This window comes from Rhodothermales bacterium, from assembly GCA_039944855.1.
Classification (GTDB): domain Bacteria; phylum Bacteroidota; class Rhodothermia; order Rhodothermales; family JANQRZ01; genus JBBSMX01.
In genome coordinates this window covers 1-25,850 of record JBDUXZ010000009.1, presented here as the reverse complement: position 1 = coordinate 25,850, position 25,850 = coordinate 1, and the positions used below count along the sequence as shown (strand labels likewise).

General features: G+C 68.7%; 24 protein-coding genes and 2 tRNA genes. 5 read left to right on the top strand and 21 right to left on the bottom strand.

The annotated features are described in order from the left end of the window. Positions 1-150: 150 nt before the first annotated feature. From ABJF88_05875 to nth, 6 genes are all read right to left on the bottom strand, one after another. The gene (locus ABJF88_05875) at positions 151-462 is read right to left on the bottom strand and encodes a hypothetical protein (protein MEP0546439.1); all 312 of its coding nucleotides are present in this window, start codon (positions 460-462) and stop codon (positions 151-153) included. Between the two features lie 151 nt (positions 463-613). Next, a complete protein-coding gene (locus ABJF88_05870; GenBank protein MEP0546438.1) occupies positions 614-937 on the bottom strand; it encodes a hypothetical protein in 324 nt (107 codons plus the stop codon). A 65-nt stretch (positions 938-1,002) separates the two neighbouring features. After that, positions 1,003-1,536, bottom strand: coding sequence for a pyridoxamine 5'-phosphate oxidase family protein (locus ABJF88_05865; protein MEP0546437.1), 534 nt, complete (start codon positions 1,534-1,536; stop codon positions 1,003-1,005). Positions 1,537-1,629: 93 nt separating this feature from the next. Continuing rightward, entirely contained in the window at positions 1,630-3,168 is a 1,539-nt protein-coding gene (gene gpmI, locus ABJF88_05860; protein MEP0546436.1) for a 2,3-bisphosphoglycerate-independent phosphoglycerate mutase, read from the bottom strand. A 4-nt stretch (positions 3,169-3,172) separates the two neighbouring features. Further along, a complete protein-coding gene (gene mscL / locus ABJF88_05855) occupies positions 3,173-3,703 on the bottom strand; it encodes a large conductance mechanosensitive channel protein MscL (protein MEP0546435.1) in 531 nt (176 codons plus the stop codon). Between the two features lie 395 nt (positions 3,704-4,098). Further along, positions 4,099-4,941 (bottom strand): endonuclease III, encoded by an 843-nt coding sequence (nth, locus tag ABJF88_05850; GenBank protein ID MEP0546434.1) that lies wholly within the window; start codon positions 4,939-4,941, stop codon positions 4,099-4,101. 127 nt (positions 4,942-5,068) lie between these two features. Between nth and ABJF88_05845 the strand changes: the two genes are divergently transcribed. Both ABJF88_05845 and ABJF88_05840 read left to right on the top strand, forming a co-directional pair. Beyond that, on the top strand, positions 5,069-6,295 hold the full coding sequence (locus tag ABJF88_05845; GenBank protein ID MEP0546433.1) for a DUF4105 domain-containing protein: 1,227 nt from the start codon (positions 5,069-5,071) through the stop codon (positions 6,293-6,295). Positions 6,296-6,309: 14 nt separating this feature from the next. Continuing rightward, positions 6,310-7,926, top strand: coding sequence for a succinic semialdehyde dehydrogenase (locus ABJF88_05840; GenBank protein ID MEP0546432.1), 1,617 nt, complete (start codon positions 6,310-6,312; stop codon positions 7,924-7,926). A gap of 70 nt (positions 7,927-7,996) precedes the next feature. Here the strand turns inward: ABJF88_05840 and ABJF88_05835 are convergent. The 5 genes from ABJF88_05835 to ABJF88_05815 all read right to left on the bottom strand — a co-directional run bounded on the left by ABJF88_05835 (position 7,997) and on the right by ABJF88_05815 (position 12,227). Further along, positions 7,997-8,069: transfer RNA gene (locus tag ABJF88_05835), tRNA-Glu, on the bottom strand. A 40-nt stretch (positions 8,070-8,109) separates the two neighbouring features. Beyond that, positions 8,110-8,183, bottom strand: a tRNA-His gene (locus ABJF88_05830). Between the two features lie 118 nt (positions 8,184-8,301). Then, on the bottom strand, positions 8,302-10,674 hold the full coding sequence (locus ABJF88_05825) for a two-component regulator propeller domain-containing protein (GenBank protein MEP0546431.1): 2,373 nt from the start codon (positions 10,672-10,674) through the stop codon (positions 8,302-8,304). Positions 10,675-10,792: 118 nt separating this feature from the next. Then, positions 10,793-11,257 (bottom strand): 6,7-dimethyl-8-ribityllumazine synthase, encoded by a 465-nt coding sequence (gene ribE / locus ABJF88_05820; GenBank protein ID MEP0546430.1) that lies wholly within the window; start codon positions 11,255-11,257, stop codon positions 10,793-10,795. 154 nt (positions 11,258-11,411) lie between these two features. Further along, positions 11,412-12,227, bottom strand: coding sequence for a PHP domain-containing protein (locus ABJF88_05815; protein ID MEP0546429.1), 816 nt, complete (start codon positions 12,225-12,227; stop codon positions 11,412-11,414). Positions 12,228-12,355: 128 nt separating this feature from the next. Here ABJF88_05815 and ABJF88_05810 point away from each other — a divergent pair, with 128 nt between their 5' ends. The 3 genes from ABJF88_05810 to ABJF88_05800 all read left to right on the top strand — a co-directional run bounded on the left by ABJF88_05810 (position 12,356) and on the right by ABJF88_05800 (position 15,192). Continuing rightward, positions 12,356-12,880 carry an HIT domain-containing protein gene (locus tag ABJF88_05810; GenBank protein ID MEP0546428.1) on the top strand — a complete coding sequence of 175 codons (525 nt, stop codon included), beginning with the start codon at positions 12,356-12,358 and terminating at the stop codon, positions 12,878-12,880. A 97-nt stretch (positions 12,881-12,977) separates the two neighbouring features. Further along, a complete protein-coding gene (locus ABJF88_05805; GenBank protein MEP0546427.1) occupies positions 12,978-14,153 on the top strand; it encodes a lysylphosphatidylglycerol synthase transmembrane domain-containing protein in 1,176 nt (391 codons plus the stop codon). Next, positions 14,134-15,192: a DUF72 domain-containing protein gene (locus tag ABJF88_05800; GenBank protein MEP0546426.1), complete on the top strand. Its 1,059-nt coding sequence runs from the start codon at positions 14,134-14,136 to the stop codon at positions 15,190-15,192. Before ABJF88_05805 ends, ABJF88_05800 begins: the two co-directional genes overlap by 20 nt. A 4-nt stretch (positions 15,193-15,196) precedes the next feature. Here the strand turns inward: ABJF88_05800 and ABJF88_05795 are convergent, their stop codons facing one another. From ABJF88_05795 to ABJF88_05750, 10 genes are all read right to left on the bottom strand, one after another. Next, complete coding sequence (locus tag ABJF88_05795; protein ID MEP0546425.1) at positions 15,197-15,823, bottom strand: helix-hairpin-helix domain-containing protein; 627 nt, start codon at positions 15,821-15,823, stop codon at positions 15,197-15,199. 85 nt (positions 15,824-15,908) lie between these two features. After that, the gene (locus ABJF88_05790; protein MEP0546424.1) at positions 15,909-16,574 is read right to left on the bottom strand and encodes a DUF480 domain-containing protein; all 666 of its coding nucleotides are present in this window, start codon (positions 16,572-16,574) and stop codon (positions 15,909-15,911) included. Positions 16,575-16,649: 75 nt separating this feature from the next. Continuing rightward, on the bottom strand, positions 16,650-17,504 hold the full coding sequence (locus ABJF88_05785; GenBank protein MEP0546423.1) for an EamA family transporter: 855 nt from the start codon (positions 17,502-17,504) through the stop codon (positions 16,650-16,652). Further along, positions 17,501-18,202, bottom strand: a complete 702-nt coding sequence (locus tag ABJF88_05780) for an RNA pseudouridine synthase (protein ID MEP0546422.1) — start codon at positions 18,200-18,202, stop codon at positions 17,501-17,503. The genes ABJF88_05785 and ABJF88_05780 overlap by 4 nt, the downstream gene beginning before the upstream one ends. Then, positions 18,199-19,956 (bottom strand): Na+/H+ antiporter NhaC family protein, encoded by a 1,758-nt coding sequence (locus ABJF88_05775; GenBank protein MEP0546421.1) that lies wholly within the window; start codon positions 19,954-19,956, stop codon positions 18,199-18,201. Before ABJF88_05775 ends, ABJF88_05780 begins: the two co-directional genes overlap by 4 nt. Before the next feature lie 11 nt (positions 19,957-19,967). Then, positions 19,968-20,585: a uracil phosphoribosyltransferase gene (gene upp / locus ABJF88_05770; protein MEP0546420.1), complete on the bottom strand. Its 618-nt coding sequence runs from the start codon at positions 20,583-20,585 to the stop codon at positions 19,968-19,970. A 54-nt stretch (positions 20,586-20,639) separates the two neighbouring features. Then, on the bottom strand, positions 20,640-22,430 hold the full coding sequence (locus ABJF88_05765; protein MEP0546419.1) for a sodium:alanine symporter family protein: 1,791 nt from the start codon (positions 22,428-22,430) through the stop codon (positions 20,640-20,642). A gap of 132 nt (positions 22,431-22,562) precedes the next feature. Further along, positions 22,563-23,267, bottom strand: coding sequence for an ATP-binding cassette domain-containing protein (locus ABJF88_05760; GenBank protein ID MEP0546418.1), 705 nt, complete (start codon positions 23,265-23,267; stop codon positions 22,563-22,565). A 25-nt stretch (positions 23,268-23,292) separates the two neighbouring features. Beyond that, a complete protein-coding gene (locus ABJF88_05755; protein MEP0546417.1) occupies positions 23,293-24,069 on the bottom strand; it encodes a class I SAM-dependent methyltransferase in 777 nt (258 codons plus the stop codon). Positions 24,070-24,301: 232 nt separating this feature from the next. Further along, on the bottom strand, positions 24,302-25,850 hold a 1,549-nt coding region (locus ABJF88_05750), incomplete at its 5' end, for a T9SS type A sorting domain-containing protein (protein MEP0546416.1).

The window sequence follows — 25,850 nt, the reverse complement described above, 5'->3', positions numbered from 1 at the left end:
CTGGCGGAGACCTGAGAGATCTAGGAAGGTGGCGCTGCGCTCTTGGAGCCGCGTCGTGCCTTCGTACGACGCCGGACCCCGTACGCCTTTGTGAAATCGAACCGTGCCTCTTGACAAACCACCTTGTTATGGGGGTTCTGCAGCACGGTCTCACATTGCATCGTAGGCGTCGAGAAAGCCGCCGTACAGTCCGAGAAACACCCGCTTGTCGGTGGAGTCCGTAGTGGCGAGGCCGAAGCTCTCGTTTACGTCGTCGTACACCACTTTATAACCGTCGCACGACTTACGATCTTCCTCCAGCACCAACCACAGATCGACGGTGTCGGAGTTGAGCGGGTCAACAAACGCGAGCTTCTGCGGCTCGACGAGACAACGGCGGATCGTGCAGCCGTGCGCGTTCGGACGGCTCCAATCACCGGCGACCTCCGCTTCGATAAGTTGCGCCACGTCTTCGCCTGACATATCGGGAAGCGCTGCAGAATAGATTGCCACTCAGCCGCACGACGCGGCATGACGGTAGGACGAGGCAACGTAGACACTCGCGGTAGATCGAGGCAAGAGCGCTGAAGCGTTGTGTTGGCCTACAGTGGCGGGTTCTACCGCCACACGGCGATCACTCTTCGACCGATTCCTCGTTCTTGTACCGCTTCCAAGCCAAATTCCCGTGCTTGTCGGTATAGGTGTAAGCAATCGCCTCAGCGGTGACGCGATCATCCTTGCGCTCCCAATGATCGTAGGCCGCAGAAACGCCTGCTGCCATCCCACGCCCGCTCGCGTAATCGTTTCCACGATCTGCGTCGGCTAACACAGAGCGAAGCGATCCGAGCGAGATACGGATCCGCTGGGAGTAGAGAGCAAGCGCTAGGTTGCCGATGAAGTCGTAGGTCTCGTCTCGTGACATAGGGCTTACGATGATGGTGGGATGGCGGTAGAACATATCATTATTGAGGCAAAGCAGGGGTGTTATCAAGCTCTGAAGCGGGATAACATACACACCCGCACTCAATCCAACTCGTCCTCCGACAACCGCTCTTCGCGGCCGAGGTCTGGCTGGGTCCCGGTCGCGATGCCCTTCGCGATCTCGAAGAGCGTGATGGGCTTCGAGTGCTTCGCCTTCATGTAGTGCACCGTGTGCGCGTCGACGAAAATGAGCGCGAGGCGGGGGTCGTCGGGGCCGCCGTCGCGGTCGCCGCCCTCGTCGCCGAACCACGCTTTCCAGTCGGGCTCGTAGAGTTCGTGGATCTTCGCCCGGTCCTGCGAGATCGTGGCCGTCCCGCTGACGGAGACCCACTCCATCGAGTCGCGGTCGAGGTAGCCGAGGTTGACGTGCGGATCGTGCTCGATCTCGTCGGTCTTGTGCGCCTCGATGTTCGTCACGAACCAGAGGTCGGCGAGCGGGCCGCGGTCCTGCGTCGCCATCGGGCGGGTGACGAGGTGGCCGTCGGCGCGGCGCGTCGTCATCAGGGCGATCTCCATGCTGTCGATGAGATCGTAGAGTTCGTCCAGCTTCTTCGAGGTCGAGGGCGAGGCGTTCATCGTGAGAGGGGCGTTGAAAGAAGGGAAAGGAAGAGGGTCGTCTAACGACCTCCCTGACCCCTGGTTCGCCCCGCCCCCGCTCGACCGATCCCGTCAGTCTACGAGCACGTCGCCCGTCATCGCAGGGGGCACCGGCACGCCCATCAGCGTGAGGATCGTCGGCGCGATGTCGCCGAGTTTGCCGGGGCGGATCGGCCCGTGGAAGCCGTCGCGAATGATGAGGTGCGGGACGAGCGCCGTCGAGTGGGCCGTGTTCGGGCTGCCGTCCGGGTTCTTCATTTTGTCCGCATTCCCGTGGTCCGCGATGATCTCGACGGTGTAGCCCTCCTCCCGCGCCGCGGTGACGACAACGCGGGCCGCCGCATCCGCCGCCTCGACGGCTTTCACCGCCGCCTCGAAGACGCCCGTGTGCCCAACCATGTCGGGGTTTGCGAAGTTGAGGATGATGAGGTCGGGCGCGTCGGCGCGGATCGCCGCCGCCACTTCCTGCGCGAGCTGCGGCGCGCTCATCTCGGGCTGCAAGTCGTACGTCGCCACCTTCGGGCTCGGGACGAGGATGCGCTGCTCCGCGGGGAACGGGTCCTCGCGCCCGCCGGAGAAGAAGTACGTCACGTGCGGGTACTTCTCCGTCTCGGCCGCGCGGAGCTGCGTCCGCCCCGCCCGCGCCACGACTTCGCCGAGCGTGTCGGTCAGGTTGACTTTGGGGAAGGCGATCGGCAGGTCGAAGTCCTCGTCGTACGGCGTAAACATCACGAAGTGGAGGTCGAGCGGGCGGTTGCCGGGCGTCCCGCGCTCGAAGGGTGCGAAGCCCCCTTCGGTGAAGGCCCGCGTGAGCTGACGGGCGCGGTCGGAGCGGAAGTTGAAGAAGACGACGGCGTCGCCGTCCGTGATCGGCGGCGTGCCTTTGATGCGGATCGGCTCGACGAACTCGTCGGTGACGCCGCGCGCGTAGCTCGCTTCGAGCGCCTCGGCGGGGTCGTCGAACACGTCGCTGGCGAAGTCGCTCGTGCACGAGGCCGTGAGGAGGCAGTACGCCGCCTTCGTGCGCGGCCACCGGTTGTCGCGGTCCATCGCGTAGTAGCGCCCGACGATCGTCCCGATCCGCCCGACGCCGATCCGCTCCGCCTGCTGCTGGAACTCGTGGACGTACCGCGCGCCCCCCTTCGGGTCGGTGTCGCGCCCGTCGGTGAAGGCGTGGACGATCACGTCGTCGAGCCCTTCGCGTTTTGCGAGGTCGAGGAGCGGATAGAGGTGGCGGAGGTGGGAGTGGACGCCGCCATCGGAGAAGAGCCCCATCAGGTGCAGCCGCGATTCGTTCGCGGTGGCGTGAGCAATCGCCTCCCGCATGACGACGTTCTCGAAGAAGGTCTCCTCGGCGATGTCCTTGTCGATCCGCGTGATCTCCTGATAGATCACGCGCCCCGCGCCGAGGTTCATGTGCCCGACCTCCGAGTTGCCCATCTGCCCCTCCGGCAACCCGACGGCGAGGCCGGACGCCTGCAACGTGGAGTGCGGGTACCGCGCGAAGAGGCCGTCGAGGAACGGCGTCGACGCGGCGTCGATGGCGGAGACGGAGGGGTCCTCGGCGATGCCAAAGCCGTCGAGGATGAGGAGGAGGTGGCGGTTCGTCATGGGCTCAGGTCGCGGGGGTGATGCGGGCGTCGGGGGTGAGTGGGCCGCCCTCGGTGCCGAGGAAGGAGGTGCAGTGGGAGCACCGGCTCGCCTGGAAGGGCACGGCCTCGCGGCAGTACGCGCACTTCTTCGTGTCGGGCTGCGCCTCCGGCAGCTCGTCCGACGAGCCGAACTCGTCGCGGAGCGTCTCGCCGATACGGTTCACGGCACGGATGACGAGGAACATCGCAAGCGCGACGAGGAGCAGGGTGAGGACGTTCGTAAGGAACGACCCGTAGTTGAGCGTCGTGGCGCCGGCCGCCTTCGCGGCCACGAGCGAGGCGTAGGGCTCGGGTGCCCCCTCCCCCGCTCGCAGCAGGACGTACGCGTCGGAGAAGTCGGTCCGGCCGAGGAGCAGGCCGAGCGGCGGCATGAGGAGGTCGTCCACGAGCGACTTCGCCACCGTCGAGAACGCCGCGCCGACGGTGAAGCCGATGGCGAGGTCGACGAGGTTGCCGCGCAGGGCGAACTTTTTGAACTCCGAGAGGAAGGACACGGCGAGGCAGCGAGGAGCGAAAGGGACGCTAGAAAGTACGAGGCGTGGACCCCGCCGCGCTCGGCTCAACAAAGGCGAGCGTCGCCCGGCCGTGAACCACCGGGCTTACGAGCACAAGGACGCTGAAGCGCCCTACTACCATTGTCATTGCGAGCGACCGGAGGGAGGGCGGCAACCCCGCAGGGCTCGGCGCAGCCCATCTCCCACGGTTTGCTGATCTGTTGGAGAGTAGCTCCGCTGAACCCGCCGGGGCTGCCACGTCGCTCCGGGATGCGTCCCTGAGCTTGTCGAAGGATATCGCCGGGGCACGGCGAGGCTCATTAGAGATCCCTCGGCTGCGCTCGGGATGACACGGCGGAAGGTCTCACGGAGCTTCTCGACGGAGCGCGCTCGCCTCAGCCGATCCGGTAATCCTTCACCCGCTTCGTCGTCTCGCCCGTTTTCGTGACGAACACGTTCATCGAGCCGGAGACGGGATCGGCGATCTGCTCGACGCCGTGGCGGTCGGTCTTCATCGCGGGTTCGTCGAAGTAGCGACCGTTCGTCTTGCAGAAGTACGTGCCCCGCTTCGCGTCGAGGCCGGGGATGGGGGCGGGCAGCTTCTGCAGCCGGGCGTAGTACCGACAGATATCGGTGAGCGGGCAGATCTCGCACTTCGGCCTGCGGGCGGTGCAGGTGTAGCGGCCGTGCAGAATCAGCAAGTGGTGCGCCTCGCCCCACGCGTCGCGGGGGATCACGCGGCGCAGGCCGTCCTCGACCGCGCGCGGCGTCGGCGCATCGTCCACGATCCCGATCCGGTTCGCCACGCGGAAGACGTGCGTGTCGACCGCAATCGCCGGCTCGTCGAAGGCGACGGCGACGATCACGTTCGCCGTCTTCCGCCCGACGCCGCGCAGCGTCATCAACTCCTTGTGCGTGCGCGGCACCTCGCCCCCGAACGCCTCGACGAGCGTGCGCGCCGTGGACGCGAGCGCGACGGCCTTGTTGTTGGGGTACGAGACGGAGCGGATGTACGGGAAGATCTCGTCGGCCTCGGCCTCGGCCATCGCCGCGGGTGTCGGGTAGGCCGCGAAGAGGTCGGGCGTGACGAGGTTGACACGGGCGTCGGTGCACTGCGCTGAGAGGATGACGGCGATGAGCAGTTCGAACTCGGTGCGGTACTGGAGTTCGGTCTCGGGGCGCGAAATCGCCTCGCGGAGTCGTTTGAGCGTGAGGCGGGCGCGGTCGGTTCGGTTCACGGGTGAGGAGTCGGGAGTCGGGAGTCGGGAATCGGAATACGGGGATCGAAGGTAGGCCCTACTCCGCTGCCGATCCACCCGCGATGCGTCGCCGCATCCCCCTTCCCACCGCACTATCTTCCGCGCCATGCCGCTACGCCTCCTCGCCCTCGCCCTCCTGCTGTCGGCCGCCGCCCGCGCGCAGCCCGACCCGCCGGTGCTCGACCGGCCGGTGCTCGACCTGTTGGTGCCCGCGCTCTCGCCCGCCGCCGAGGTCTCGCTCCTCACGATGCTGCCCGGCGACGAGGTCTACTCCCTCTTCGGCCACACCGCCTACCGCATCACGGACCCCGCGCTCGGCCTCGACCGGACGTACAACTACGGCACGTTCGACTTCGACCAGCCGTTTTTCATCGCCCGCTTCGCGCGCGGCCTGCTCGACTACCAGCTCTCGGTCGCGTCGTTCGAGCAGACGCTCGCGCAGTACCGCTACCTCGGCCGCCCGATCATCGAGCAGCGGCTCGCCCTGCCGCCCGACGCCAAGCAAGACCTCTTCCGCTTCCTCGAAACGAACTACCTCCCCGCGAACCGCGCCTACCGCTACGACTTCTTCTTCGATAACTGCTCGACGCGGCCCCGCGATGCGCTCGAACGCGCCCTCGGCGAGCGGCTCGACTACGGCGGCTATCGACCCGCCGGCGCGAGCTTCCGCGACCTCATCCAGCCCTACCTCGAAGCCGCGCCCCTCACCGACTTCGGCATCGACCTCGGCCTCGGCGCACCGACGGACCGCGACGCCACGCGGCGCGAGGCGATGTTCCTCCCGCTCGAACTCCTGCGTGCCTTCGACGCGGCGACGTTCGACGGCCGCCCGCTCGTGGCGGCGACCGACACCCTCTTCTGGGTGCCCGGCGCCGGAATGCCGGACGAGGCGTTCGACTGGCCGACGCTCGTCGGCTGGCTCCTCTTCGCCTTCGGCGCGGGTCTGACCGTCGCCGCGCGGATGGGGAAAACGAGCGAACGCGCGCTCCGGCGATACGACGTGGCGCTCTTCGGCGTCGTCGGGCTCGTGGGGGTCGTCATCGCGTGGCTTTGGCTGGGGACCGAGCACTCGGTAACGGGGCCCAACGCGAACCTGCTGTGGGCGTGGCCGACGCACCTCGTTGCCGCCGTCGCCCTCGCGCGGCGCAACCACGGCGGGGGGATGCGGGTTTACTGGGGGCTGACCGCCATCACGACCGTCGCCACGGTGCTGCTGTGGGCCGTCCTCCCGCAAGCCCTCCACGCGGCGGTCCTCCCGCAAGCCCTCCTGCTCGCCCTCCGCGCCGGCGCCCGCGCCGTGATCCCGCGCCCCGCGCCCTCCCTCTCCTCTTGACGTTCCCCGCTACCATGCAAGTACAGGACCCCGTTCTCGCCCAGACGTTCGCTGCCCCCAACGCGTCCTCCCTCCCGCCCCGCGTGTCGAGCGCGCTCCTCTCCCGCCTCGCATCCAGCGCGACGCTCCTCGGCGGCCACCACGAAAGCCACACCGTCACGAGCCCCTTCACCGGCGAGCCCGTCGGCGAGGTGCTGATGGGGCGACCCGACGACGTGCAGTACGCCGTCGCCCGCGCCCGCCGCGCGCAGAAGGACTGGGCCGCGCGCCCCGTCGCCGAGCGCGCCCGCATCTTCCTCCGCTACCACGACCTCCTGCTGAAACGGCAGGCCGAGGGGCTCGACATCATCCAGATGGAGGGCGGCAAGACCCGCCTCGACGCGTACACAGAACTGATGGACGTGGCGATCGTCAGCCGGTACTACGGGATCCACGGCGAGCGGCACCTCCGGCCAGAACGTCGCAGCGGGTTCCTCCCCTTCCTTACGCAGACCGAAGTCCACCAGCACCCGAAGGGCGTCGTCGGCGTCATCGCGCCGTGGAACTACCCGCTCACGATGGCGATCACCGACGCCATCCCGGCCCTGATTGCCGGCAACACGATTGTCCTCAAACCGGCGGAGTTGACCCCGTTCTCGGCGCTCTGGGGCGTCCAGCTGCTCTACGAAGCGGGCCTCCCGCCCGAGGTCTTCCACGTCGTCCCAGGCTCGGGCGAGGAGATCGGCGGCGCGCTGATCGACGAGACCGACCACCTCCATTTCACCGGCAGCACCGAAGTCGGGCGGATCGTGGCGGAGCAGGCCGCGAGCCAGCTCAAGGGCTATTCGCTCGAACTCGGCGGCAAGAACCCGCTCGTCGTCCGCGCCGATGCCGACCTCGACCGCACCGTCGACGGCGTGCTGCAGGCGTGCTTCTCCTCATCCGGCCAACTCTGCATCTCGGCCGAGCGGCTCTACGTGCACCAGTCGATCTTCGACGACTTCGTGGCGCGCTTCGCTGAAGCGGTGGAGGCGATGGAGCTGAACACGCGCTACGACTTCTCGGCGCACATGGGCTCGCTCGTCTCGCAGGAGCAGCTCGATAAAGTCACCGAGCACGTCGAGGACGCCGTGGCGAAGGGCGCGACAATCGTGACGGGCGGGGAGCCGCTCCCCCACATCGGCCCGCTCTTCTTCGCCCCGACCGTGCTGACGGGCGTGACGCAGGACATGACGCTCTACCGCGAGGAGACGTTCGGCCCCGTCGTGGCCGTCTACCCGTTCACGACGGACGACGAGGCCGTCGCCCTCGCGAATGACAGCCGCTACGGCCTCAACGCGAGTGTGTGGACGCGCGACCTCGCCGCCGGCCGCCGCCTCGCCGAGCGGATCGAGTGCGGGACGGTCAACGTCAACGACGCCTTCATGGCCTCGTGGGGCTCGACGGACGCGCCGATGGGCGGGTTCAAGCAGTCCGGCGTCGGGCGCCGCCACGGCCGCGAGGGGATCCACGAGTACACCGAAGCGCAGACGGTGGCGGTCCAGTTGCTCGGCCCGCTGACGCCGTCCAACCTCGGCCTCACGCAGGAACGCTTCGCCGATCTCGTGACGAAGGGGGTCGGGCTGCTGCGGCACATCCCCGGACTCCGGTAACGGGCGCGCGAACCGTACCGACACGACGCAAAGAAGGCCCGGCGCTGATGCAGCGTCGGGCCTTCTTCGGTACCGCGTACGGGATTTGAACCCGTGTTACCGCCGTGAAAGGGCGGCGTCCTAAACCCCTAGACGAACGCGGCATGAACTCGAGCGGGCCACGCGAGCGGCCCGGCCGAGCGGGGTGCCTGATGGGGTTTGAACCCACGACCTCCGGAACCACAATCCGGCGCTCTAACCAGCTGAGCTACAGGCACCATGTCCCCACGCGGGGCGTGAGGAGCGACTAAGATACGTCGGCGCCTCCGGCTTGTTCAACCGGTCCCCGTCCACCGCGCCGCGAATATTCCTTCAAGCCGTCACCGGATCTCGGCGTCACCGAATCACTGCGACCTTCCCGTACGCCGTCCCCTCGTCGTTCTGCCCGGACGCCGCCACGATGTAAACCCCGGACGGCACGAAGCGGCCCGTCCGCTGATCCCGTCCGTCCCACCGCGTGCTGCCGCCGCGCGTCTGGAACGAGGCAACGACCTGTCCATCGACGGTCAGCACGCGCACGTCGGCCTCGTCCACGAGCCCTGTGATGGCGATCTCGGGGAGCGGCCCACCGTTTCCACGAACCGGATTGGGGTAGACGAACAGGTCCTCGGCGGTGGGGGACGCTGCGATGGCATCCCCTCGGTAGGTGTAGAGTCCACCGCTCGTGGCGAAGTGGACCGCCCCGCTCTCCTCGTCTACCGCCACGGCTACGACCACGTCCGACGGCAGCGGCGAGTTCTCCGTCGTGAAGTTGGCGATGACCTCGTCGCCTTCGGCGTTGAGGAGCCAGACGCCGCTGGTCGAGGCCAGCCACTTCCGGTCGGCCGGGTCAACAGCGATGTCGAAGATGCGGAGGTCGCGGAGGAAGAACGATGCGCCGTCGGGCGTGCGGGCCCACGTGATCTGCGCGGCGAGGTCGCCGGCGAAGGCCGAGCCGGGCGAGAAAATCGTCGCCAGGCCGCGGTCCGTCCCCAGCCAGATCCGCCCGCTCCGGTCCTCGACGATCGCGTTCACCTGCGCGTCCGGCAACCCGGTCCCGACCGACCCCACGCTCTGCACAATGGCCGCCCGGTCATCGCTCGCGTCGAGCGGCGTCCCGCGTGTGTCGAGGACGACGATCCCCGTCCCCCCCGTCGTAACGGCGGAGCGAGTCGTGAGCCACTTCTGCCCGAACGAGTCGACGTACACCTTGGTGAAGGTGATGCTCGACGGCACGTTGCTCGGCCGGTTCAGCCCCTGCCATTCTCCATCGGGCGTGCGGACGTGGAGCCCCGGCGAGGCGAACCGGTTCGAGACCCACAGCCGCCCCTCGTCGTCCGTGTCGAGCCCAGGGGTTACGACGTAATTCGGGGATCCCGGAGCGGATGGGAGGAGGGAGGAGTTGGCCGGAATGTAGTGGACGATCTCGCCTTCCGGCGTGTACTGAAACACCCCCCGGCCCCGGTTCACGTCCCCCGAGCCCGCCCACACGTTCCCGAAATCGTCGACGTGAATGGCGGAAATCGAGGCCCAATCGGGGAGGGCGCCGTTGTCGAAGGAGAGATTCGTCCACGTCGTCCCGTCGAACCGGCCGAAGCCGTTGACGACAGGCGACGGCGCTTCGTAGCTGGCCCAGACGGCGCCGCCCTCCGCGACGTCGAGCGCGAGGATGTTGTTCGTTTCGGGACCGTTGGGAATCAGTTGGAACGTGGGCTCGATCGTACCGGCGGCCACCGTAGCGAGGTCGGGATAGCGGACGAGCCCCTGAAACTGGTCGCCGGTCCAGACCTCGCCGTTGGGCCCGAGCGTGCCCGCTTGCAGACCAGACACGCCGCCGATGTCGAACCGCAGCAGCCCGCCGTCGCCGTCTAAAAGAAGGATCCGAAACTGAGAGACGCCAATCAGGCCCGCGTCGATCACGAGCCACTCGGTAAGCGACTGCTCCTCCGCGATGAAGCGCTCCCACCCGCCGTCTGCCCCTCGCGCAAATCCTCCTCCCACCGCGACCACGCGGCCCTGCTGGTCGAGGATCCGCTCCGTGCCGGCGAAGAGCGTCTCGTCGAAGAACGCGAGGGCGAGCACGTTTTCCGGAGATTGGGGATCGGCCGTCCAAGCCGCAGGCTCGCGGAAGTTGGGCGTCGTCAGCGGTGCGTATGCGATGCCCTGGCTCGTTCCGACCCACAGGCCGGGCCGCCCGTCCGGGAGGGGCGCGACGAGCACGTCGCCGACGGACGAGGCCGCTGGGAGGGTTCCGAAGCGTTCGTACGTGTCGCTCACCTCATTGCGGGCCGCGTCGAAGACGACGACGCCGAACTCCGTCGCGATCAGCAGAGAGTCGGCCTCCACCTCGATCCGGTTGATGCCGCGGGAGCTGAACCGCGTAGCCTGTGCGATGTCGAAGAACGACTCGACGGCGCCGGTCGGCACATCGAGGCGGTCGAGCACGCCGTCCGCGTAACCGATCCACACCGCATCGCGCGCGCCATCATACGTGATAGCTTGCACGTCGACGCGGCTGAGGCCCTGCACGGGGGTAAACCGCTCGATCTCGCCTGAGGCGAGGGTGTAGCTGTAGACGCCGCCCTCCGTCCCCACCCACACGGCGGTCTCGGATGCGCCCAGCGCCTGTACGTTGCGGAGCGAGGGTTGCGCCTGCCACCGCTCGTTCTGAGCGGCTGCGGCGGGCGCGAGGAGGAGGACGGCGAAGAGGAGAACGAGCAGGGAACGCATCGGCGAAAGCTCCAGGGTGGATCGGCAGAGAGCGCGGCAGGCTGCCGCGCGAGGATTCAAAACTGGGGCGTAACGAACGGCTCGATGCGGTACTCGATGCGGAGGTGAGAAAAGAGAATCAGAGTTGCCGGAGGAGGTTCACCATCTCGATCGCGCCGACGGCCGCCTCGGCGCCCTTGTTGCCCGCCTTCGTCCCGGCGCGCTCGATCGCCTGCTCGATGGAGTCGACCGTGAGCACGCCGAAGAGGACGGGCACGCCCGTGCTCGACGCCGCCTCGGCGATCCCGCTCGCGACGCCGCCGGCCACGTAGTCGTAGTGCGAAGTCGCGCCGCGGATCACGGCGCCGAGGCAGATCACGGCGTCATAGGTCCCGGACGCGGCCATCTTCTTCGCCACGAGCGGGATCTCGAACGCGCCGGGGCACCACGCCACATCGACAGCGTCGAGGTCGGCGCCGTGGCGGCGGAGCGCGTCGAGCGCGCCCTCCAGCAGGGGCCGCGTGATGAACTCGTTGAAGCGGCCGGCTACGATCGCGAACCTGGCTTCGGAGGCGACGAGCGATCCTTCGATGACGTTGGGCATGGGGCTGTGAAACGTGAAACGCAAAACGGTCGGGGTGGCTCGTGGGGATGCCGGGCGCCCGGCGTCCTTACGTTTCACGCATCACGTTTTACGTCGGAGAAACGGGGGAAGTATACGCACACCGTGCCGTTTCGCAAGGCCGACTGCCGTGCCCTCACGCCGCGCGCCGCAGCCGCCGGACGCGCTCGGCCGGCACGGTGTACGTCCCGAACCGCTCGTCGTCGTGCTCGCCGAAGCCGTGGTAGTCGGAGCCACCGGTCTCGATGAGCCCGAAGCGGTGCGCGATCCCGCGCCAATACGCCTGCAGGTCAGCGTCGTGCGCGGGGTGGACCGTCTCGATCCCGTCGAGGCCCGCCGCGACGAGCCGCTCGACGAGGGCGACGCGGACGAACGTAGCCGGATGGGCGATCGTGCACACGCCGCCCGCCGCATGAACCAACGCGATCAACTCTTCCGGCGTGGCTTCGCCTTTCGGGACGAACGCCGGCGCGTCGTCGCCGATGAACGCGGCGAACGCGCCCTGGATCGTCTCCGCGTGCCCGGCCTCGACGATGGCGCGGGCGACGTGCGGCCGTCCGATCGCCCCGCCCCCGGCGATCTCCAGCACCCGCTCCCACGCCACGGGATAGCCGAGCGCCGCCATCCGGTCCACCATCTCCCGTGCGCGGCCGACTCGCTCCTCTCGGTAGCGGGCGAGGTGCGCGCGCAGCCCGGCGTCGGCGAGGTCAAACCCGTAGCCGAGGAGGTGGACGTCGTGGCCGTGCACGTTCGCGCTCAGTTCCACGCCGGGGATCAGCTCGATCCCGGCTTTTTCGGCGGCGAGGATGGCCGTGGGATAAGCCGCGAGCGTGTCGTGGTCGGTGATGGAGAGGGCGGCGAGACCGCGAAGGTGGGCCTTCTGCACGAGGCCCGGCGGCGAGAGCCGCCCGTCGGAGGCGGTGGTGTGCGTGTGGAGGTCGGCGCGGCGCATCGGATCGGGTGGCGTGGGAGGAGCGAAAGTACGGGCGTCCCGATGACAGCGGCGTGTCCGGCCGCGCTGCGGCGGCCGGCTCCATCGTAGATTCGCCTTCCCTCTCTCCCTCTCCGATCCCCGATCCGATGGACCGCATGTGGAGCCCGTGGCGCTCGCAGTACCTCCACGACGCCGAGCAGGAGCACCGCCCCGACGGCGAAGGCTCGGTGTTCTCGCGGATCGCCGCCGCGCCCGAACGCGACAGCGAGCACCTCGTCCTCTGGCGCGGCGAGTATCTGTTCGTCGTGATGAACCTGTACCCATACAATAACGGCCACCTCCTCCTCGTCCCCTACCGCGCCGTCACCGACTACGAAGCCCTCACGACGGCGGAGCAGGCCGAGCTCGCCGCCCTCATCGGCCGGGCGATGGGGTGGCTCCGGCAGACCCTCGCCCCCCACGGGTTCAACGTCGGCCTCAATCAAGGGGCCGCGAGCGGAGCGGGGATCCCGGACCACCTCCACGTCCACCTCGTCCCCCGGTGGCGCGGCGACACGAACTTCATGCCCGTCACCGCCGACGTGCGCGTCGTGCCCGAGGCACTGCGCGACACGTACCAGAAGCTCAGAGCGGCCATTGAGGATGACACCTCCGGCGCTCCGGCCCCGTAGAACGGCGCGCTCGATTCGGGCGCACTCTTCACCGTCCCGCGCCTGACCCTGCTCCGGCGAACCCTATCTTCCGCCGCCGCTCGCTCTTCTTGCCCGCATGCCCCCGCCCGCTCCCCTCTCCTTCGACGAATCCGCGCTGCCGCCCGAGGTCAGCGAGGAGGTGGACCCGCAGAAGCGGCTCTCGCTGCGGGGGCTGCTCGTGCCGGTGCTCCTCAGCGTCGGCGTGCTGGCCGCGATCTTGTACGTCACGTACGAGCCGGGCACGTTCCGCGAGATGGCGCGCGACCTCAACGGCGGCCTGCTGTGGCTCGCGTTCGCCGCCGTCGGGCTGCGGATCCTGCTCGGCGGCAGCCGCCTGCGCTACATCTCGCAGGGAACGGTGACCCTGCTCGGCGGCATCCGAGGCGCGGTGGCGTGGGATTTCATGTCGGCCGTCACGCCCTCCGCCGTCGGCGGCGCGCCCCTCGCGGCGTACTTCGTGGCGAAGGACAACGATATCCCCGTCGGTGAGGCGACGGCGATCCTGCTGTTCTCGATGTTGATGGACCAGATCTGGTTCGCGTTCTCGATCCCGCTCATCCTCCTCGCCACGATCTACATCGACGTCTTCCCGCCCGCGCTCGGCGCGGTCGGCGCGGGGACGATCACGGCGTTCTTCATCGGGATGATGGGGTGGGCCGTGTTCTTCGCGTACGCGACGCTCATCCGGCCGGAGATCCTGGAGCGGGTGGCGACGTGGATCGTCGGGATGAAGTGGCTGAAGCGGTTCGAGGGGCGCGTCCGGCGCGAGCTCGTCCAGCTCCGGCGGCAGGCGGCCGTGCTGCGCGGACAGCCCCCGCGCTTCTTCGTCTTCGGCTTCCTGTGGTCGGCAGGCGTGTGGCTCTCGCGCTACGCCACGCTCCTCTTCGTCGTGCTCAGCGTGTACCCGATGCTCGATGCGTTCACCTTCTTCGTCCGCACCGGAGCGATGATCCTGACCTCGATGGCCGTACCTACGCCGGGTGGATCGGGCGGGATTGAGGGGCTCTACCTCCTCTTCCTCGCCCCGCTGATCTCAGAGAAGTGGCTCGTCGGCCCGACGATCATCACCTGGCGGATCATGGAATACCACCTCTTCATCGCCGCCGGCTCGGTGATGACGGTGTTCGCCGTCAAGCGCCGCTTCAAGCGCCGGGGCGCGGACCGGAGCGCCGACCGGAACGACGAGCCGGCCGGCCGCGTCGACGAGACGCCCCGCCCGACCGATGCCGCCCATGCCCGACGCCCTGCCTGACGCCGACGTTCGCCGCGCCGATCTTGCGCGCTACGACTTCCGGCACGTCCACCCCCGCCTCGCCTTCGGCACCGCCTCCGACCGCTACGCCGCGTGGATCGGGCAGGTCTATCCCGAGCGCTGGCGGGGCGAAATCCAGACGCGGAAGAAGCGCGTCGGCCGCGACACGTTCGAGGAGCGGCAGCTCCCGATCGCATCCGTCGCGGATTACTTCGAGCACTTCTCGGTGCTCGAGATCGACTTCACGTTCTACCGCCCCCTCCTCGAAGACGACGGCGAGCCGGGCTCGAACTACTTCGTCCTCCAGACCTACGCCGAGCACGCGCCCGACCACGCCCGGTTTCTGCTAAAAGCGCCGCAGGCCTACGCCGCCCGCACGCTCCGGCGCGGCGGCAAAGGCGGCCCGCGCTACGAGGACAACCCGACGTACCTCGACGCCGACGCCTTCACCCGTCAGTTCCTCGAACCGGCGGCCAAGCTCCTCGGCGATCGCCTCCGCGGCGTCCTCTTCGAGCAGGAATACACCCGTGTCGCCGAGAGCCCTGAGCCCGACACGTTCGTCGCGAACCTCGACGGGTTCTTCCGCGACGTGCCGAACGACGTGCCGATCCACCTCGAAGTCCGCTCGCCGCACCTGATCGTTCCGGCCTACGTCGACTGGCTCGCAGCACGCGGGCTCGGCTTCGTGTTCAGCCACTGGCAGTACCTCCCCGCGATCAAGGAGCAGTGGGAGCGCGTCGGCGGGCGGCTCACATCCGCGAACGGCGACGTGGTGCTCCGCCTGCTCAACCCGCGCGGAATGGCCTACGGCGAGGCGTTCGCCGCGGCGTACCCGTTCGAGGGACCGGCCGAGGCGCTCGCCGGGACGACGCAGGCCCGGCAGATGGTCGACGAGGCGACGGCGCTCGCCTACCGCACGATCGACGCCGACGGCACGCTCCTCGTGATCGCCAACAACCGGGCGTGGGGCAACTCGCCCGACCTCGCCGCTGCCGTCGCCGCCCGCTTCCTCGATTTCGCGGATCAGCGCGGGACGTGACGGCTCAGGCCGCGCGCCGGAGTGGCGACACGGCCGGGGCCGGCGTGCGTGGCGGTTGCGGTGGCTCGGGCTGCGTTTCGGCGAGCGTCGCGAGGCGATACGCATCGCGGCGGACGCGCTGGCGGCGTTCGAGCGCGGTCCACTGGAGAAGGCTGTTGAGCTGGAGCCGCAGCGCCGCGAGCGTCTGCCGCCCCACGCCCTTCAGCTCCGCGAGGCGGCCGTCGTACGTCGCCCGTTCGAGCGCGTCGAGCGTCGTCACGCCGAGTTCGTCGACGATCCGCTGCGCGAGGGCCCGGCTGACGCCGGGGATCGACGCGAAGAGGACGACGGGGTCGAACGTATCGTCGTCGCGCGTGCGGCGGCCGAGTTGGCCCGTCTCGATGTAGCGGGCGATGTGGGCGCTGAGGCTCTCGCCGACGCCGTGCAATTCCATGAGCGCGTTGACGCCGCCGTCGGCGTAGAGATCGGCGAGCGGCTGCGCGTGCTCGCGAATCGTCTTCGAAGCAGCGTGGTAGGCGCCGATCCGGTAGGGGTTCACGTTCCGCTCTTCGAGCACGGCGGCCATCTGCTCCAGCACGTCTGCGATCTGCTCGTTCGTCGGTTCCGGGGTCTTGAGTTCGTTCGTTTTCATCGGGGTCTCCGGCTGGTTAACCCCTCATGATACACAACGCTACTGCCACCGTTATGTCACCCCAGCACAACGAAACACATCCCGCTCATTCGAACTGCAAACGAAAATCTCGGAACGCTTCGCGGAGCGACTGAAGCTCATCTTCCAGCACCTCTACTCGCTCCTCCAGCGCGGCGATCCGGTCGCCCTCGGCGCGGGCTGCCTGCATCGTTGGAGAGAATGCGGGCGCCGTCGTTTCTCCCGCCTCGATCTCCGGCGCTCCGGCCAGCAGATGCGCCCACCGTGCCTCTTTCCGGCCCGGCTGAATCGGCAGTTCGACGACCAGCGGTTCGTCCCGCTCGGCGAGGGTATGCAGCGTCGCCTCCGTCGCTTCGAGCGAGTCGAAGTCGTGCATTCGCCCCGTCCGGCTGCGGACCTCGCCGACCGTCTGCGGCCCGCGCAACATCAGCACGGCGAGCGCGGCGACTGCGCCCTCCCCGAGCCCGAAGTGATGGTCGAGCAGGTGGCGGTACTTCGTGACGCGGCTGCCCGCGCCCTCGCTCGTCCCGGCGAGGTGCTTCCGCATCAGGCTGTCGAGCGCGTGCGCCACGTCGTCGCCGCTCAGCTCCAGCACGGGGTCGCGCCCGGTCTTCTGATTGCAGGCGGCGACGAGGCCGTTGAGCGACATCGGGTAATAATCTGGCGTGGCGAGCGCCTTCTCGGCGAGGGCACTGGCGACGCGGATTTCGAACGGAGTGAGTATGAGGTCCATGATGATAGGATGCGTCAGAATCGAAGGGTAGAGACGCAGCATGCTGCGTCTGTACGAGGCCGAGGGAAAGGGCGTCTACGGACGGCGCGGCGCCGGATCGAGGACGGCGACGAGCACGGCGGCGAGGATGAGCGCGGCCCCGGCGTAGCCCCACAGGCTGAAGCGCTCGCCCCACCACGCATACGCCACGGCGGCGGCCACGACGGGTTCCAGCGTCGCGACGACGCTCGCCCGCGTCGCCTCCATCGTGCGAACGCCGCGGGCATACGCGAGGAATGCGCCGTACGTTGAGACGAGCCCGATCGCGCCCAGCGCAGCCCACGCCACGGCCGACTTCGGGGCAAAATCTACGAACGGGGCCAGCCCGAGTGCCCCGAGCGGGAGCGCGACCGCGAGCACGGCCGCCGTGCCGTACCGCATGAAATAGTGCTTGCCGACGAGGTAGTAGAGCGAGTAGCTGAACCCGGCGACGAGCCCCCACCCCAGCGCCGCCGCCGACCACCGCACGCTCCCGCCCCCGCCGAGCGTGATCCCCGCGACGCCTGCGAGCGTCAGCGCGACGGCCACGCCTTTCAGCGCCGTCATCCGCTCCCGCAGCACGACGACGCTCAGCACCGCCACCCACGCCGGCGCCGTGTAGAGCAGCACCGACGCCAGCGCTGCCCCGCCCGCCTCGACCGCGAGTTGGTACGACGCGAAGAACACCGACACGCCGACAATTCCGAACCCGACGATGCCCGGCAGATCGCGCCGCGCCACCCCGCCGGTCCGTACGACCGCCGCGTGTCCGACGAACAGCACGCCCGCGATCACCGCCCTCCAGAACGCCACCTCAAATGGCGCCACGCCCTCGTCGAACGCGAGCCGCGCCACCGGCCCGAGCAGCCCCCACAGCACGGCCGCGAGGACGATGTAGCCAGCCCCCTTCACGGCGCGGCGACGGCGTCGCGCACGAGTCCGTCGAAGTAACCGCGCCACGTCGCGGGCGGAAGCACCGAGAAGGCCATCGGCTCGCGCTTCGTCGGGTGCTCGATCTCCAGCCGGTAGCTGTGGAGCGCGAGGTTGCGGCCGTCGAACTCGCGCTCCGCGCCGTAGCGGAGGTCGCCGAGGATGGGGTGGCCGAGCGCGGCGAGTTGGACGCGGATCTGATGCGCTCGCCCCGTCACGAGCTCGACCTCGACGAGGCTAACGGAGCCGTTTTTGGTTTTCTCCGTGGCGATCGAGCGCCAGCGCAGCTCCGCCCGCTTGCCCTCCGGGTGCCCGGGCTTCACGACGCGGACGCTCCGGTCGATCTTGGCGAGCCAGTCCTCCCGCGTGCCCTGCCCCGCGAGCCGGCCTTCGACGAGGGCGAGGTAGCGCTTGTCGGGCGCGCGGCGGCGGAACTGATCGCTCAGCCGCGACGCCGCCTTCGACGTGCGCGCGAGCACAAGGACGCCCGACACGGGGCGGTCGAGCCGGTGGACGAGGCCGAGGAAGACGTTGCCCGGCTTGTCGAACTTATCCTTCAGAAATGCCTTGCCGAGCGTCAGCAGATCGGTGTCGCCGGTCGCGTCCTCCTGCACGAGCATCCCCGCCGGCTTCGCGACGACGAGGAGGTGGTTGTCGAGGTACAGGACGTCGAAGCTCACGCCGCCTCCGGCTCACCCTCGACCGGCTGGCCGACGAAGCGAAGGACGGCGAGGAGGACGGCGGCACCGAGGGGCAGGCAGATCCACCACGGCGCGCCGAACCCGGCCGGCAGCGTCCCCAGCCCGATCGCCACGATGCCGACGAGGAGGGCGTACGGAAGCTGCGTGCGAACGTGGTCGATGTGGTCGCACGACGACGCCAGGGACGAGAGGATCGTCGTGTCCGAGATCGGCGAGCAGTGGTCGCCCCAGACGGCGCCGGCGAGGACGGCGCTCACGGCGGAGTAGATGATGTGGTGGTACTCGTCGTTTGTGTGCAACCCGTCGGCGGCGAGCACGCCGTAGGCGAGCGGGACGACGAGCGGCATCAGGATCCCCATCGTTCCCCAGCTCGACCCCGTCGAGAACGCCGTCAGCGCCGCGAGGACGAACACAATCGTCGGGACGAAACCCGGGGAGACATTGCCGGACAGCACCGCGATGAGGTAGTCGGCCGTGCCGAGCACGTCGTTCACGCCCGAGAGCGCCCACGCGAGGACGAGGATGATGATCGCCAGCAGCATCCCCTTCATCCCGGCATACATCGCGTTGATCGACTCGTCGAGCGTGAGGATCCGCTGCCCGACCGACATCAGCACGGCCACGACGGCGGCGAGGAGGGATGCCCACATCATCGCTTTGTAGGAATCGGCCGACGAGATGATCTCACGGATGCTCTCGCCCTCGCCCGTGACGTAGAGCCCGCCGAGCACGCCGACGACGAGCACGACGATAGGGATGATGGCGTTGAATGCGCGGCGCGGTGTGTCCGGGCTCGGGACGAGCACGCTCGACTCAGCCTCGGCCTGCTCGATCTCGGAGCCGGGCCGGTAGAGTTGGCCGGTCTCGCGGGCGCGGCGCTCGGCGCGGAGCATCGGCCCGAAGTCACGCCGCGAGGTCGCAATCGCGTAGACGAAGCCGAGCGCGAGGATCGGGTAGAAGCTGTACGGGATCGACTGGAGGAAGACGGCATAGGCCGACTCGTCATACGTCGGCAGCTTGTCGATCGCGGTGCCGATGAGCCCGACCTCGTAGCCGATCCACGTCGTCACGAGCGCGAGCGAGGCGACGGGCGCGGCCGTCGAGTCGACGATGTAAGCGAGCTTCTCGCGCGAGATCCGCAGCTTGTCCGTGATCGGCCGCATCGTCCCGCCGACGATGAGCGTATTGGCGTAGTCGTCGAAGAAGACGGCGGTGCCGAGGAGCGCCGTGGCGAGTTGCCCGCGCCGCGCCGACTTCGCCCAGTCCGTCACGATCCCAACGATCCCGCTCGTCCCCCCGTTCTTTTGGATGATCCCGACGACCCCGCCGATCAGCAGCGTAAAAATGAGGATGGCCGCGTGGTCAGCATCGGCGAGCGCGTCGAGGACGTAGACCTGCACGGTGTCGAGGAGCCCGTACCACGCGCCACCGAGCGTGCCGTAGTGGATCCACGCCCCGATCCACACCCCGCCGAAGAGCGCCACGATGACCTGCCGGAAGAGGAGCGCCGCCGCAATCGCGACGAGGGCGGGGACGAGCGAGAGCCACGTCGGCGCGGGCTTCGGCGCCTCGACCGGCGCGGCGGGTGCCGCCTCCGCCGGCGCTTCGTCGAGGAGGACCGGCGCGTCGGGCGCGACCTCCTGCGCTGGCATGTCGGCGGCGGGGTCTACCTGCGCGAGCACGGCGGACCCCGCGAGGAGCACGGCGAGGAGCGAGAGGACGCGGATACTCATCGAGTGCGGGGTCAGGTGCCGAAGATGCGGTCGCCGGCGTCGCCGAGGCCGGGTCGGATGTAGGCGTTCGCGTCGAGTTCGCGGTCGAGCGTGGCGGTCACGATGTCGACGTCGGGGTGGCGCGCTTCGAGGTGGGCGACGCCCTCGGGCGCGGCGACGAGGCAGACGAAGCGGAGCCGCGTCGCGCCGCCGTTCTTGAGGAACGTGATCGCCGCGTCAGCGCTGCCTCCGGTGGCGAGCATCGGGTCCACGACGAACACGATCCCCGTCTCCACCGAGTTCGGGATGTTGGCGTAGTAGTCGATCGGCTCGTGCGTCTCCTCGTCGCGGTACATCCCGAGGTGGCCGACGCGCGCCTCTGGCAGGAAGCGGATGAACCCGTCGACCATCCCGAGCCCCGCCCGCAGCACGGGCACGACCACGACCTCGTCGCGGAGGTGATAGCCCGGCGTGGTTTCGAGCGGCGTCTCGATAGGCTCCTCCACGAGCGGGAGGTCGCGCATCGCCTCGTAGGCGAGGATCGCGGCGGCGTCGCCGATCGTCTCGCGGAACCGGCCGTGCGGCGTGGTCCGGTCGCGGAGGATCGTGAGGTCGCGCCGCAGCAGCGGGTGGTCGACGACGGTGAGCATGGGGGACGCGGGGATGCACGCAGGGGCGACCGGTGGGCCGCCCCTGCGATGGGCTTACAATTTCTTTTTGCCGGCCTTCTTCTCGGCCACGACGCGCTTGTGGACCTCGGCGTTCTCGAGCCACGGCTTCCGCTCGAAGTAGCTCTTCGTGAGCTTCACGACGACCCCCGAGAGCATCACGAGCGCGATGAGGTTCGGGAACGTCACGAGGCCGAGGGCGATGTCGCCGATCACCCAGATCGTCGCGAGGCTCGCCACGGCGCCGACGAAGTGCATCACCACGAAGACGGCCTTGTACGGCAGGATGCCCTTCGAGCCGAAGAGGTAGTTCGCGCAGCGGTCGCCGTAGTAGCTCCACGAGATGCTCGTCGAGATCGCGAAGAGGAGGACGGAGACGAGCACGATGAGCTTGCCGAGCCCGCCGAGCCCGTAGTTGCCGAGCCCCTTCTCGAAGGCGGCGCTCGTCAGCGGCGCGGCCGTCTCCACGGCATCGCCGAAGAGGACGGTGTAGGCGTTGCCGTCCGAGTCCACGGCCGCGGTCAACTGCTCGCGCGCGGGCGTCGCCGGGTCGTCGTAGTTCTGGATGATGCGGCCGGAGAACGGCGTCTCGCGCGACTCATCGATCCAGAACTGCTCGACGGCCACGTCGTGCCACGCGAACGAGCGCTGCCCGTTCTGCATCACGGGGATGCCGCCCTCGACGAAGATCTGCTCGGGCGCATCGCCGCCGGCGAAGACGCCGCGCTCGTCGGGCATGACGTAGGTCGCATCGCCCGACCGGAGGTCCATCGAGGTCGGGATCGGGGTGTTCCAGACGCCCGTCGTGATGATGACGAGGCCGGTCATCGAGCAGATGATGATCGTGTCGATGAACGGTTCGAGGAGGGCGACGACGCCCTCCGACACCGGCTCGTCGGTCTTCGCCGCCGCGTGGGCAATCGGGGCTGAGCCCTGCCCGGCCTCGTTCGAGAACAACCCGCGCCGGACGCCCCACATCATCGTGAGGAGGAAGACGCCTGTGCCTGTCCCGGCGACGCCCGCTGTCGGGTTGAACGCCTCAGTGAAGATGAGCGCGAACGCGCCGGGCACCTCGCCGATGTTGGCGAAGATGATCATCAGCGCGCCGACGACGTAGATCAGTGCCATCAGCGGGGCGAGCACGCCCGTCACCTTCCCGATCCGCCCGATCCCGCCGACGATCACGAGCCCGACGATCGTCGCCGTGATGAGCCCGGTGATCCACGCCTCCACTCCGAACTCGGTGTTGATGATGTCGGCTACGGTGTTCGCCTGCACGGCATTCCCTGTGAGGAAGCTCGTGATCATAAGCGCGCCGGCGAAGAACACGGCGAGCGGCTTCCACTTCTCGCCGAGCCCGCGCTCGATGTAGTACATCGGCCCGCCCGAGACCGAGCCCTCCCACGCCTTCGACTCGCGGTCGGGGAACTCCACGACGCGGTAGTGCTGCGCGAGCGTGACCTCAGAGTACTTCACGGCCATGCCGAGGAGCGCCGTCACCCACATCCAGAAGAGCGCGCCCGGCCCGCCCCAGTGGATCGCGATCGCGACGCCCGCGATGTTGCCGATGCCGACGGTCGCGGAGAGCGCGGTCGTGAGGGCCTGGAAGTGCGGCACGTCGCCCGGCTCATCGGGGTCGTCGTACTTCCCCGTCGTGACGGCGATGCCGTGGCCGAGATAGCGGAGCTGGATGAACCCGAGCCGGATCGTGAGGAACACGCCCACGCCGAGGAGGGCGATCACGATGAACGAGAGCTCGCCGCCGATCTCCGGCCACGACCAGACGAAGTATTCCAGCCGACTGATGATGTTGTCGAGGGTTTCCATGAAGTGGGCGATGCGTGGGGGAGGGTGGGAAGCGCCGTGCGGCACCAAAACGCAGGCTGCGAAACGCAGGCGGTCGAATATAGGAAGCGGGCGTGAATGCGATGGGGCGGAATACGTGCCGGCGGTCGCGGCTCAGCCCGTCCGCTCCCCCTCGACCAGGCTCTCCGGCGCGACCTCGACGATGCGGCGCTTCGTAAGCGCGAGCGTGCGCGCGGGGAAGCGGCGGACGAGGCGGTAGTCGTGCGTCGCCATCAGCACGGTCATCCCCTGCCGGTGGAGCCGGATGAGGAGGTCGTGGATGCCGTCGGCCACGGCGGGGTCGAGGTTGCCGGTGGGCTCGTCGGCGAGGAGGACGGAGGGCTCATTCGCGAGGGCGCGGGCGATGCAGGCCCGCTGCTGCTCGCCGCCGGAGAGCTCGTGCGGCATCGCCCGCTGCCGGTGCGTCAGCCCGACGCGCGCCATCACTTGCAGCACGCGCTGCTTGACGGCGCTCCCGCTCTTGCCCGTCGCGTAGAGCGCGAACGCGACGTTCTCGTACGCATCGCGGTCGGGCAGCAGTTGGAAGTCCTGGAACACGACGCCGAGCGAGCGCCGGAGGTACGGGATCTCCTTCGCCTTGATCTGATCCGAGCGGTAGTGGCCGACGCGGACGACGCCGCGGTCTGGCGCGCGGTCCATGTAGAGCAGCTTCAGGAGCGAGCTCTTCCCGCTCCCCGTCTGCCCGATGAGGTAGACGAAGCTGCCGGGCTCGACCTCGAACGTCACGTCCTCGAAGACGGTCCGGCTCCCGCCCTCCGGCGTCGGATAGGCGAGGCCCACGTCGCTGAACTGGATCATAGGATTGCTCGAATCAACGTCGTGCTCAGTCGGCCCGGCGCAGCACCCAGTGGATGCGCTCGGACGCCTCGGTGGCGGGGTCGGTGGTGAAGCCGTCGTACGCGGCGACCGTCTCCAGCGGCGACGCCGCGACGAGCGCCTCGATTTCGGCGAGGGTGTAGGCGCGCTGGACGTGCCGCTCCGTGTACGTCTCCCCCTCCACGGTCATGTCGAACTCCGTGGTGTGGAGCCGCGTCGCGGGGTCGTAGCCGCTGCGGCGGACGTACGCGAACGCCTCCGCCTCGCCCTCGTCGCCGAAGTACTCGGCGTTGTTGACGGAGTTGGTCGGCGTGCTCTGGTCGAGGACGAACACGCCGCCGGGGGCGAGCACGTCGTGGACGTGCGCCAGCATCACGGCGACCTCTTCGTCTTCGAGGAGGTAATTCAGCCCATCGTAGAGCAGAAGCGCCGCGTCGAAGCGCTCGTCGAACTCGAAGTCCGTGAAGTCCGCCACGTCGAACCGGAGGCGGCCCGCCGCGCGGCCCTGCAGTTTCGCCTTCGCGCGGGCGACGCGGATCATGGCCGGCGAGCGGTCGGTGGCGAGGTAGCGGAAGCCGCCGTGCGGCCCGCGCTCCTGCATCTCGAGCGCGAGGCTCCCTGTCCCGCAGCCCAGTTCGAGCACGGACTGCGGCCACGCCTCGTGCTCCTCGAAGAGGTCGAGGACGTACTCGGCCCACTCGCCGTAGTCGACGTGGGCCATCACGACGTCGTAGCCAGCGGCAAGGGCGTCGTAGGGGGTGACGGGAGAGTCGGAGGAGGCCATGAATGCAGACGAAGAAGGGAGCGATCGCGCGGGAAAATACGCCGGGCCAGCCCCTTCCGCCGCCGTCTGCCCGAGCGCCACGGAAGATCCGTTGTGTCTCACCCTGCGACACAATGAACGGAGGGCCGAGCACGGTGTGTGCTCGGGCCTCCGTCGTCTATCGTCTACGTCGCTCTGCGCGTCGCGTGCTGCGAGCCGCCGTCAGCGACGACTCGCAACACGCAGCACAGCGCTATTTGACCACCGTCATCCGCCGGGTCGAGACGTTGTCCGGCGTCGTGATCCGGTACAGGTACGTCCCGCTGGCGAGCCCGTTGGCGTCGAAGCGGAAGCTGTGCGGCCCGGCCTCGTAGCTGCCGTCGGCGAGGACCTGCACCCGCTGCCCGAGCATGTTGAAGACTTCGAGGCGGACCTCGGCGGCTTCGGGAAGCTCGATGTCGATAGCGGTCGAGGCGTTGAACGGGTTCGGGTAGTTCTGCCCGAGCGCGAACGTGTACGGCGTCGAAGCCTCCACATCGTCCTTCTCGCCGCGAGCGGCCGTGTCGGACGCGCCACCGGCACCGCGTGCGGCGCCACCACCGACCTGCGTGATCTCGACGAAGGCGAGCTTCGCGTTCGACGCACCCTGAGCCGGGCTGATCGTCAGCCGGCCATCGGTGACCGTGACGACGAGGTTGTGCTCGTCGTAGTTGTCGGCCCCGTCGGTGTCGGTAGCCGTCACGCCTTCGACGGACACCGTGTTGACCTGATCGGAGTAGGACGGGTCACCCATCACGAGACGGACCTCGTACTCCCCGTTCGGCACCGAGATCTCCCACGACTTGTTCACCCCATTCTTCTGCATGTGGTTGAGCGTGTCGTAGATCTTATCGCTCCTCGCCCCGCGCTCGCGGGTCTCGTAGTTCGCCGCGCTCCAGCCGAAGCTCTGGCCGTCGCCGCGGTCGCCGAAGGCTTCGCCCGTGTCGGCGAGGTACCCGGCGGGCGTCGTCGTGCTGCTGCGCTGGAAGTTGACGTAGACCGGGCTCATCGTCTCCGTGTTCTCGCCACCACCGGCCTCACCGCCACCGCGCGTGCTCTCGGCCGGGCCGTTCCCGTTCGGCTGGAAGTCGCGGTCGGTCGTCAGGACGATCTTGTCGACGCGCGTCCCGTCCTCCCGCATCCAGAGGTTGAGCGTGTGCACGCCCGGCGTGGTCACCTCGACGCGGACCCGGTCCGAACCGCTCCGTCCGTCGACGCGGTTGGCCCACTGCCAGTTGCCGTTGCCGTCGAAGTCCAGCCCCTGGCGGCCGTAGGTGGCAGGCTCACCGTCGAGTCCGATGTGGACCGAGTTGCTCCCGCTGTTGTCGCCGTTCAGACGAGCCCAGACGTAGTAGGTCCCCGGCGTCGCGAAGTTCACGGCGTAGTCCAGCCGCGGCCCACGATCCGTGTCCTGCGCGTTGGCGCCGACGTTGGGCATGGCCTGGAGGGCGTCGCCGCTGCTCCCTGCGAAGCTCCCCGTGGCCTCCCAGCTGAAGTTCTCCCCGCCACCGTGCCCCTCGGCCGCGCCCGTGTTGTGCTCGGCTTCGACCGACAGCATGCCGCCCGCCTCCAGGAAGGCGCCGTTACCGCCGTCGTCGCCGTTCGGGAAGTCACTCGACAGATCGGGGTCGATCACGGTCGCGTTGCAAGCGGAGGCGGCGATGAGCCCGTAGGTCCCCGTCTGCGTATTGTCGAGCCGCGTGATCGTGAAGTCGGCGCGGGGGGCGCCCGGCACGAACGTGTTCTCCGTCACCTCGACGTTG

Bases quoted from the DNA above. Each gene is read 5' to 3' on its own strand.
- ABJF88_05875 (MEP0546439.1), bottom strand. From the start codon at position 462: ATGTCAGGCGAAGACGTGGCGCAACTTATCGAAGCGGAGGTCGCCGGT.
- ABJF88_05870 (MEP0546438.1), bottom strand. From the start codon at position 937: ATGTTCTACCGCCATCCCACCATCATCGTAAGCCCTATGTCACGAGAC.
- ABJF88_05865 (MEP0546437.1), bottom strand. From the start codon at position 1,536: ATGAACGCCTCGCCCTCGACCTCGAAGAAGCTGGACGAACTCTACGAT.
- ABJF88_05755 (MEP0546417.1), bottom strand. From the start codon at position 24,069: ATGGCCTCCTCCGACTCTCCCGTCACCCCCTACGACGCCCTTGCCGCT.
- ABJF88_05760 (MEP0546418.1), bottom strand. From the start codon at position 23,267: ATGATCCAGTTCAGCGACGTGGGCCTCGCCTATCCGACGCCGGAGGGC.
- ribE (MEP0546430.1), bottom strand. From the start codon at position 11,257: ATGCCCAACGTCATCGAAGGATCGCTCGTCGCCTCCGAAGCCAGGTTC.
- ABJF88_05840 (MEP0546432.1), top strand. From the start codon at position 6,310: ATGCAAGTACAGGACCCCGTTCTCGCCCAGACGTTCGCTGCCCCCAAC.
- ABJF88_05825 (MEP0546431.1), bottom strand. From the start codon at position 10,674: ATGCGTTCCCTGCTCGTTCTCCTCTTCGCCGTCCTCCTCCTCGCGCCC.
- ABJF88_05775 (MEP0546421.1), bottom strand. From the start codon at position 19,956: ATGAGTATCCGCGTCCTCTCGCTCCTCGCCGTGCTCCTCGCGGGGTCC.
- ABJF88_05845 (MEP0546433.1), top strand. From the start codon at position 5,069: ATGCCGCTACGCCTCCTCGCCCTCGCCCTCCTGCTGTCGGCCGCCGCC.
- ABJF88_05810 (MEP0546428.1), top strand. From the start codon at position 12,356: ATGGACCGCATGTGGAGCCCGTGGCGCTCGCAGTACCTCCACGACGCC.
- ABJF88_05800 (MEP0546426.1), top strand. From the start codon at position 14,134: ATGCCCGACGCCCTGCCTGACGCCGACGTTCGCCGCGCCGATCTTGCG.
- ABJF88_05805 (MEP0546427.1), top strand. From the start codon at position 12,978: ATGCCCCCGCCCGCTCCCCTCTCCTTCGACGAATCCGCGCTGCCGCCC.
- upp (MEP0546420.1), bottom strand. From the start codon at position 20,585: ATGCTCACCGTCGTCGACCACCCGCTGCTGCGGCGCGACCTCACGATC.
- ABJF88_05795 (MEP0546425.1), bottom strand. From the start codon at position 15,823: ATGAAAACGAACGAACTCAAGACCCCGGAACCGACGAACGAGCAGATC.
- gpmI (MEP0546436.1), bottom strand. From the start codon at position 3,168: ATGACGAACCGCCACCTCCTCCTCATCCTCGACGGCTTTGGCATCGCC.
- ABJF88_05790 (MEP0546424.1), bottom strand. From the start codon at position 16,574: ATGGACCTCATACTCACTCCGTTCGAAATCCGCGTCGCCAGTGCCCTC.
- ABJF88_05815 (MEP0546429.1), bottom strand. From the start codon at position 12,227: ATGCGCCGCGCCGACCTCCACACGCACACCACCGCCTCCGACGGGCGG.
- ABJF88_05765 (MEP0546419.1), bottom strand. From the start codon at position 22,430: ATGGAAACCCTCGACAACATCATCAGTCGGCTGGAATACTTCGTCTGG.